This is a genomic window from Kitasatospora sp. NPDC004799 (assembly GCF_040609095.1).
Taxonomy (GTDB): domain Bacteria; phylum Actinomycetota; class Actinomycetes; order Streptomycetales; family Streptomycetaceae; genus Kitasatospora.
Window position 1 is genome coordinate 1 of sequence record NZ_JBEXJK010000465.1, and the last position, 6,285, is coordinate 6,285.

Genomic DNA, 6,285 nt, shown 5'->3' on the forward strand with positions numbered 1-6,285 from the left:
GGGGGGGGTGGGCCCGCGGGCGGCGGGGGGGGCCCCCCCCGCCGCCCACACCCGGGCGGGGGGGCGCGCCCGGGCGGCGCCCGGCGCCGGGCTGCTGCTGTTCTGCGGCGGCGACGGCACCGCCCGCGACGTGCTGGAGGCGCTCGGGCCCGACCCCCGGCTGCCGGTGCTCGGCATCCCGGCCGGGGTCAAGATGCACTCGGCGGTGTTCGCCGTCCACCCCCGGGCCGCCGCCGAGGTCGCGGCGGCCTGGGCGGCCGGCCGGGGCGTGCGCCTGGAGGCCGCCGAGGTGGTGGACCGGGACGAGGCCGCGCTGCGGGCCGGCCTGGTCTCCGCCCGGCTGTACGGCCGGCTCACCGTCCCGGTGCTGCCCGCCCGGGTGCAGCAGCGCAAGACCGGCAGCTCCGGGCCCGACCCGGGAACGCCCTCCGGGATCGCCGCCGAGGTGGCCGAACGGGTCGGCCCCGGCGGGCTGCTGCTCCTCGGACCGGGCAGCACCACCCACGCGGTGGCCACCGCGCTCGGCGCGCCGGGCGCCAGCCTGACCGGCGTCGACCTGCTGCGGCTCGGCCCCGGCAGCGCCCTCGGCCCCGGCCGCACCGACGGCCTCGCCACCGCCGCCCGGGTACTGATCCGCGACGCCCGGGCCGACCAGCTGCGCACCCTGCCCGCCACACCGCACATCGTCCTCTCCCCGATCGGCGGCCAGGGCTTCCTGCTCGGCCGCGGCAACCAGCAGCTCACCCCCGAACTGCTGCGCGCCGCCGGGCGGGAGCGGCTGCTGGTGCTCGCCACCGAGGCGAAGCTCGCCGCCCTGGCCGGGCGGCCCCTGCTGCTGGACACCGGCGACCCCGAGCTGGACGACGCCTTCGCCGGCCACGTCCGGGTGATCACCGGCCGCCGCTCCGGGGCCGTCTACCGCCTCTCCGCCTGACCATCCCACCCTGTGGAGGAGTTCCCCATGATCGACCTGCACGGCAAGCGCGCGATCGTCACCGGCGCCGCCGCCGGCATCGGCCGGGCCACCGCCGCCCTGCTCACCGAACTCGGCGCCGCCGTCGTCCTCCTCGACCTCGACGCCGAGCGCGGCGAACGGGCCGCCGAGGAGATCGGCGGCACCTTCGTCCGCTGCGACGTCTCGCAACGCGCCGACTGCGAACGGGCCGTCCGCACCGCCGTCGAGCAACTCGGCGGCGTGGACGTGCTGTTCAACAACGCGGGCATCATCCGCCGCTCCACCGTCACCGAGATCAGCGACGAGGACTGGGACCTGGTGATGGCCGTCAACGTCCGCTCGATCATGCTGCTCAGCGGGCTGGTGGTCCCGCTGATGGCGGCGAACGGCGGCGGCAGCATCGTCAACACCGGCTCCGGCTGGGGCATCAAGGGCGGCGGCCGGGCCGTCTCGTACTGCGCCTCCAAGGGCGCCGTGGTCAACATGACCCGGGCGATGGCCATCGACCACGGCCCGGACAACATCCGGGTCAACTGCGTCTGCCCGGGCGACACCGACACCGGCATGCTCGCCGAGGAGGCCCGCCAGCTCGGCGAGAGCCCGGACGCCTTCTACACCGACGCCGCCGACCGCCCGCTCGGCCGGATCGGCCAGCCCCGGGACATCGCCCGCACCGTCGCCTTCCTGGCCAGCGACGCCGCCGCGTTCGTCAGCGGAGCGGTCATCGCCGTGGACGGCGCCGGCACCGCCTGACCCCGCACCCCCGTACCCGGCCCCGGGCGGCCGACCGCTGCCGCCGGTCGCCCGGCCGGTACGCTACCGACCGGAACGAAAGGAAGCCCGATGGCGATCGAGCGGCGTCCGCTGCGCGAGCAGGTGAAGGACGAACTCCTGGAGCAGCTCGGCCGCGGCCGGTTCACCCCCGGCGAGTCGATCAACGAGGTCCAGCTCGCCGAGGAACTGGGCGTCAGCCGAACCCCCCTGCGCGAGGCCCTGATCAGCCTGGAGCGCGAGGGCATCATCACCAGCGAGCGCGGCAAGGGCTTCCGCTTCGCCCCCACCGGCAAACAGGAGTTCCTCGACCTCACCGCGATCGTGATCGCCCTGGAGTCGCTGGCCCTGCGCACCTCCGACCCGGCGCACCTGGCCGAGATCGCCCCCCGGCTGCTCGCCGAGGCCCGCGCCTTCTCCGCCCCGCAGGCCCCGCACGGCACGATCGAGCGCTACGACGACGCCTGGCACGCCCTGCTGCTCTCCGGCTGCTCCAACGCCCGGCTGCGCGAGATGATCGACTCGCTGAAGCTCACCCTGCACCGCTACGAGCGGGTGGTGGTCGGCGACCACGAGATCCTGGAGCGCGCCGCCGAGGAGCACGAGCGGATCGCCCAGTGCCTGCTGGACGGCGACATCGACCAGGCCGTCACCGCACTGGAGGCCAACTGGACCAGCGGCATGGAGCGCATCCTCGACCGGCTCCCCCCGGTCGCCGCGCGCTGAGTGCCGGACCGTACGCCTTGACACCGACAGCGGGCCCGGCCGTGATCCCGTCCGTCCACCCGAGGCGTGTCCGGCGACCACGCGGGCGGCACCCGATAGGCTCCCCCCAGCTGGGACACCAGACTTCACGACGTGACGACGGGGTGAACGCGATGCCGCTCGAGGGCGAGTACGAGCCGAGCACGGCGCAGTGGGTGCGCGATCAGGTCGAGCTGTACGAGAGTTCGGGCGGCACCCGGGGAACGACGCTCCGGGACACCGGCCTGCCCGTCGTCATCCTCACCACGCGCGGCGCGAAGAGCGGCAGGATCCGCAAGACCCCGCTGATGCGCGTCGAGCACGAGGGGCGGTACGCGGCCGTGGCCTCGAAGGGCGGCCACCCCGACCACCCGGACTGGTACGCCAACGTCACCTCCGACCCGCACGTGGAACTCCAGGACGGCCCCGTCCGCCAGGACATGACGGCCCGCGAGGTCACCGGCGCCGAGAAGGCCGAATGGTGGGAGCGCGCGGTCGCCGCGTTCCCGCCGTACGCCGAGTACCAGGAGAAGACCGACCGGGTGATCCCCGTCCTCGTCCTGGAGCCCGCGCGCGGGTAGCACCCCGAATCCGCCGGGGGCGCGGTGGCCGTGGGTCAGGCGGGCCAGCGGAGGACGGCGCCGAGGCCGCCGGGTGGGCCGGGGGTGGTCTCGGGGACGAGGACGGCTTCGGCGGCGCAGGCCGCGGCGGCGCGCAGGAGGGCGTCGGCGGCGGGGGCCTGGGCGGGGTGGCGGACGCCCATGCCGCGCAGGTCGGAACGGTCGGTGCCGAGGTGCTCGGGTTCGGGGCCGGTCCAGACCGGGCGCTCCGGGTCGTGGCCGCCGGCCTGCAGGAGCAGGGCGGCGAGCTGGTGCTGCCGGGCGGCGCTCTGCACGGCGGGGATGCCCTGGGCGGCCGGGCCGGGCGCGGTCTGGGTGCCGGCGGCGTCGGTGCCGTGTGCGCCGGGGCGGCCGACGCCGGTGCGGAAGGCGTCCAGCAGCTCGGCGAGGTGCCGGCCGCGGTGGTCGGCCCAGGCCTCGGCGAGGCGCCGGTCGAAGGCGTCCCCGGTGGCGCCACCGTCCAACTCGACCGTCACGGCCTGGAGGTGCGGTGGCAGCCGGTCGTGGACGGCCCGGCGCTCCCGGGTGCCGCCGGTGAGGACGAGCAGGTGGGCGCCGCTGTTCGGCCAGCTGCGGGCGAGGTGCTCGGCGACGATCCCGGCGGTGCGCTCCCAGGTGTCCTCGACGCGGTGCCGGTAGTGCCACTCGTAGCGGTCGGTGGGCGGGGCGCGGTGCCCCCGGCCCTGCCACTGCGGACCCTCGACCGTGCCCATCGGCTCGCCGCGCCCGAGTTCGTAGCGCCGCAGGCCGGCCCCGGTCCGGTCGACGGCGGCGACCAGGCAGGCGGGCACCGCGTCGTCCAGCAGGCCGAGCAGCGGCGCGGTGTGCGGGAGCGGGGCCCAGGTGGCGGCGACGTCCGGCGGGGAGACGGCGAGCGGTACGTCCAGCGCGACCTCGCCGTCCGCCGCGAACAGTGCCCGCCCGGGCGGGGACCCGGCGGCGGGCGCCGCGGCCAGGTGGTCGCGGACGGCCGCGCGGGTCGGCCCGTCGGCGCCGGCGTCGGCCAGCCGCTGGACGGCGGCGCGGTCGATCAGGGCCCGGCGCCGGGCGGCGTCCTCGGTGGCGCGGGAGGTGTCGAGGTAGACCGAGGCCCAGGGGCCGGTCCGGTCGAGCAGCGGGGCGAGGAAGGCGAGGTCCATGGCGGCCTCCCGGATTGGAGGGACGGGGTCGGACTCGGCGGCAGGCGGTCGGCGCCCGGGCGGTCAGTGCCCGGCAGCCAGTTCCCGGGCGGCCAGCGCCCGGTGGTCAGTGTCCGAACATGTGCCGGATCCGGCCGCCCGGGTGCGCCGCCGTCTCCCGGCCGCCCTGCTCGGCGGCCCGTTCCTCCGGCAGCACGCGCGGCTGGTCGGAGCCACCCGCGGCGGGCCGTGCCGACCTCACCGCACGGGAGGCACGCGAGGAGCGGGCGGAGCGCGGGAGCCGCCGGGACAGCCGCATCATCGCGAGGCCCAGGCAGAAGATCAGCGCCAGCGCCACGCCGGCGAGGAAGATGCTCAGGCTGTTCAGCGCCACCAGGTCGTTGCCCAGGATCGTCACCTGGTAGTCGGGCCCACCGGAGAGGTTGTCGGCGATCAGCAGCCCGACGAACGCGCCGGACGCCGCCATCAGCAGAAGTCCCAGCAGCAGCATGGGGATCGGTCCCTTCCGTCCTGGTCTCGGCCCCCCTCGTCCGCTCGCGCCTACCCGCCCCGGGCCGCCCCTAACGGGCCGGGGAACGGCCGCCGGGGAAGGGCCGAGGCTCAGGCGCTCGCGACGAGGCGGCGCAGCGCCGCCCGGGCGGGTGGGCCCCAGGTGGGCTTGCCGCCGGGGCGGCCGTGGTCGCCCGCGTGGCCGACGTGCAGGCAGGCGAGGGCCCGCAGCACCGCCCAGCCGCGGGCGCGGCGGACGGTCGCGGCGTCCGGGGCGGGCCGGTAGGCGGCGAGGAAGCGGTCGGCGGCGCCGTCCGGCAGCAGGATCCAGGCGGCGGCGAGGTCGCCGGCCGGGTCGCCGGCGAAGAGGTCGCCGAAGTCGATCACGCCGCAGAAGGTGCCGTCCGCGGTGAGGACGTTGGCCGGGTGCAGGTCGCCGTGGAGCCAGAGCGCCGGGCCGGTCCAGTCGGGCGCGGCGACGGCGTCCGCCCAGACGGCGCGGACGGCCTGCGGATCGGGGACCAGCCCCAGCTCGGCGGCCTCGGCGAGCTTCCGGTCGAACCCCTCGGCGTAGCCGGCCAGCGGCCCGCCGCGGCCACGGCCGGCGGGCGCCCCGGCGGGGGCGGGGCGGTGAAGGGCGGTCAGGAAGGCGGCCAGGGTGTCGGCGGCCTCGTCGCCGCGCGTGGCGGGGGCGCGGTCGGCGGGCTCGCCGGGCACCCAGCCGGTGACCAGCCACGGGCGCGGGAACCGCTCGGAGGGCTCGCCGAGGCGCTGCGGGACGGGAACGGGCAGCGGGAGGTGCGGGGCGAGGACGGGCAGCCAGGCGTGTTCCTTGCGCAGGAGTTCGTCCGCGGCGAGCGTCGCCCAGGGCAGCCGGACGGCGAGGTCGTCGCCGAGGCGCCACAGCTGGTTGTCCCAGCCGCGGGCGCCGAGCGTCAGCGGGCGGTCGGCCAGATCGGGGTGCTGGTCGCGCAGCAGGTCGCGGACCAGCTCCGCGGTGATCTCGGTCCCGGAGTGCGTCATGCCCGGAAACCCTAGCCGCGCGGCGCCGTGGAAACGCGCGCCACCGCGGACGACGGCCTACTCGGTCTGGACGGCGATCAGGCAGGTGTCGTCGTCGGTGTCGGCGGGGCTGAGCTCGAGCAGCCGGTCCAGGTACTGCTCCAGGTCCGGGCCCGGGTCGCCGGCCGCCCGGAGCAGCTGCTCCACCGACTCCTCCACCGGGCGGTCCCGGCGCTCGACCAGCCCGTCGGTGTACAGCAGCAGGACGTCCCCCGGGTCGAGCCGGGCGGTGCGCTCCTCGTACTCGGCGTCGTCCAGCGCGCCGAGCAGCACGCCGTGCGGCAGCGGCAGCACCTGGGCGCCGTCCGGGCCGAGCCGGATCGGGGGCAGGTGGCCGGCCCGGGCCCAGCGCAGTTCGCCGCTGACCGGGTCCAGCAGCACGCAGACGGCCGTCGCGGTGACCTGGCCCGGTTCGCGCAGGGCGACCGTGTTGGCCCAGGCCAGCAGCCGGCCAGGGCCGGCCCCGGTGACGGCGAGGCCGCGCAGCGCGTGCCGCAGCGCGACC

General features: G+C 77.2%; 8 protein-coding genes. 4 read left to right on the forward strand and 4 right to left on the reverse strand.

The genetic code is table 11. The features are described 5' to 3' along the window. The 4 genes from ABZW03_RS35525 to ABZW03_RS35540 all read left to right on the forward strand — a co-directional run. The coding region (locus ABZW03_RS35525; RefSeq protein WP_355267949.1) for an NAD(+)/NADH kinase at positions 1-934 on the forward strand (934 nt) is incomplete at its 5' end. A gap of 27 nt (positions 935-961) precedes the next feature. Continuing rightward, a complete protein-coding gene (locus ABZW03_RS35530; protein ID WP_355267952.1) occupies positions 962-1,708 on the forward strand; it encodes an SDR family oxidoreductase in 747 nt (248 codons plus the stop codon). Between the two features lie 90 nt (positions 1,709-1,798). Beyond that, the gene (locus tag ABZW03_RS35535; protein ID WP_355267955.1) at positions 1,799-2,452 is read left to right on the forward strand and encodes a GntR family transcriptional regulator; all 654 of its coding nucleotides are present in this window, start codon (positions 1,799-1,801) and stop codon (positions 2,450-2,452) included. 152 nt (positions 2,453-2,604) lie between these two features. After that, positions 2,605-3,051, forward strand: coding sequence for a nitroreductase family deazaflavin-dependent oxidoreductase (locus ABZW03_RS35540; RefSeq protein WP_355267957.1), 447 nt, complete (start codon positions 2,605-2,607; stop codon positions 3,049-3,051). 35 nt (positions 3,052-3,086) lie between these two features. Here the strand turns inward: ABZW03_RS35540 and ABZW03_RS35545 are convergent, their stop codons facing one another. The 4 genes from ABZW03_RS35545 to ABZW03_RS35560 all read right to left on the reverse strand — a co-directional run. Beyond that, positions 3,087-4,229: a hypothetical protein gene (locus ABZW03_RS35545; RefSeq protein WP_355267960.1), complete on the reverse strand. Its 1,143-nt coding sequence runs from the start codon at positions 4,227-4,229 to the stop codon at positions 3,087-3,089. 106 nt (positions 4,230-4,335) lie between these two features. Next, positions 4,336-4,719 carry a hypothetical protein gene (locus ABZW03_RS35550; RefSeq protein ID WP_355267963.1) on the reverse strand — a complete coding sequence of 128 codons (384 nt, stop codon included), beginning with the start codon at positions 4,717-4,719 and terminating at the stop codon, positions 4,336-4,338. A 110-nt stretch (positions 4,720-4,829) separates the two neighbouring features. Then, on the reverse strand, positions 4,830-5,741 hold the full coding sequence (locus tag ABZW03_RS35555; protein WP_355267966.1) for an aminoglycoside phosphotransferase family protein: 912 nt from the start codon (positions 5,739-5,741) through the stop codon (positions 4,830-4,832). A gap of 57 nt (positions 5,742-5,798) precedes the next feature. After that, positions 5,799-6,285: PP2C family protein-serine/threonine phosphatase (locus ABZW03_RS35560; RefSeq protein WP_355267969.1), on the reverse strand; the 487-nt coding region annotated here is incomplete at its 5' end.

Bases quoted from the DNA above. Each gene is read 5' to 3' on its own strand.
- ABZW03_RS35555 (WP_355267966.1), bottom strand. From the start codon at position 5,741: ATGACGCACTCCGGGACCGAGATCACCGCGGAGCTGGTCCGCGACCTG.
- ABZW03_RS35545 (WP_355267960.1), bottom strand. From the start codon at position 4,229: ATGGACCTCGCCTTCCTCGCCCCGCTGCTCGACCGGACCGGCCCCTGG.
- ABZW03_RS35530 (WP_355267952.1), top strand. From the start codon at position 962: ATGATCGACCTGCACGGCAAGCGCGCGATCGTCACCGGCGCCGCCGCC.
- ABZW03_RS35550 (WP_355267963.1), bottom strand. From the start codon at position 4,719: ATGCTGCTGCTGGGACTTCTGCTGATGGCGGCGTCCGGCGCGTTCGTC.
- ABZW03_RS35540 (WP_355267957.1), top strand. From the start codon at position 2,605: ATGCCGCTCGAGGGCGAGTACGAGCCGAGCACGGCGCAGTGGGTGCGC.
- ABZW03_RS35535 (WP_355267955.1), top strand. From the start codon at position 1,799: ATGGCGATCGAGCGGCGTCCGCTGCGCGAGCAGGTGAAGGACGAACTC.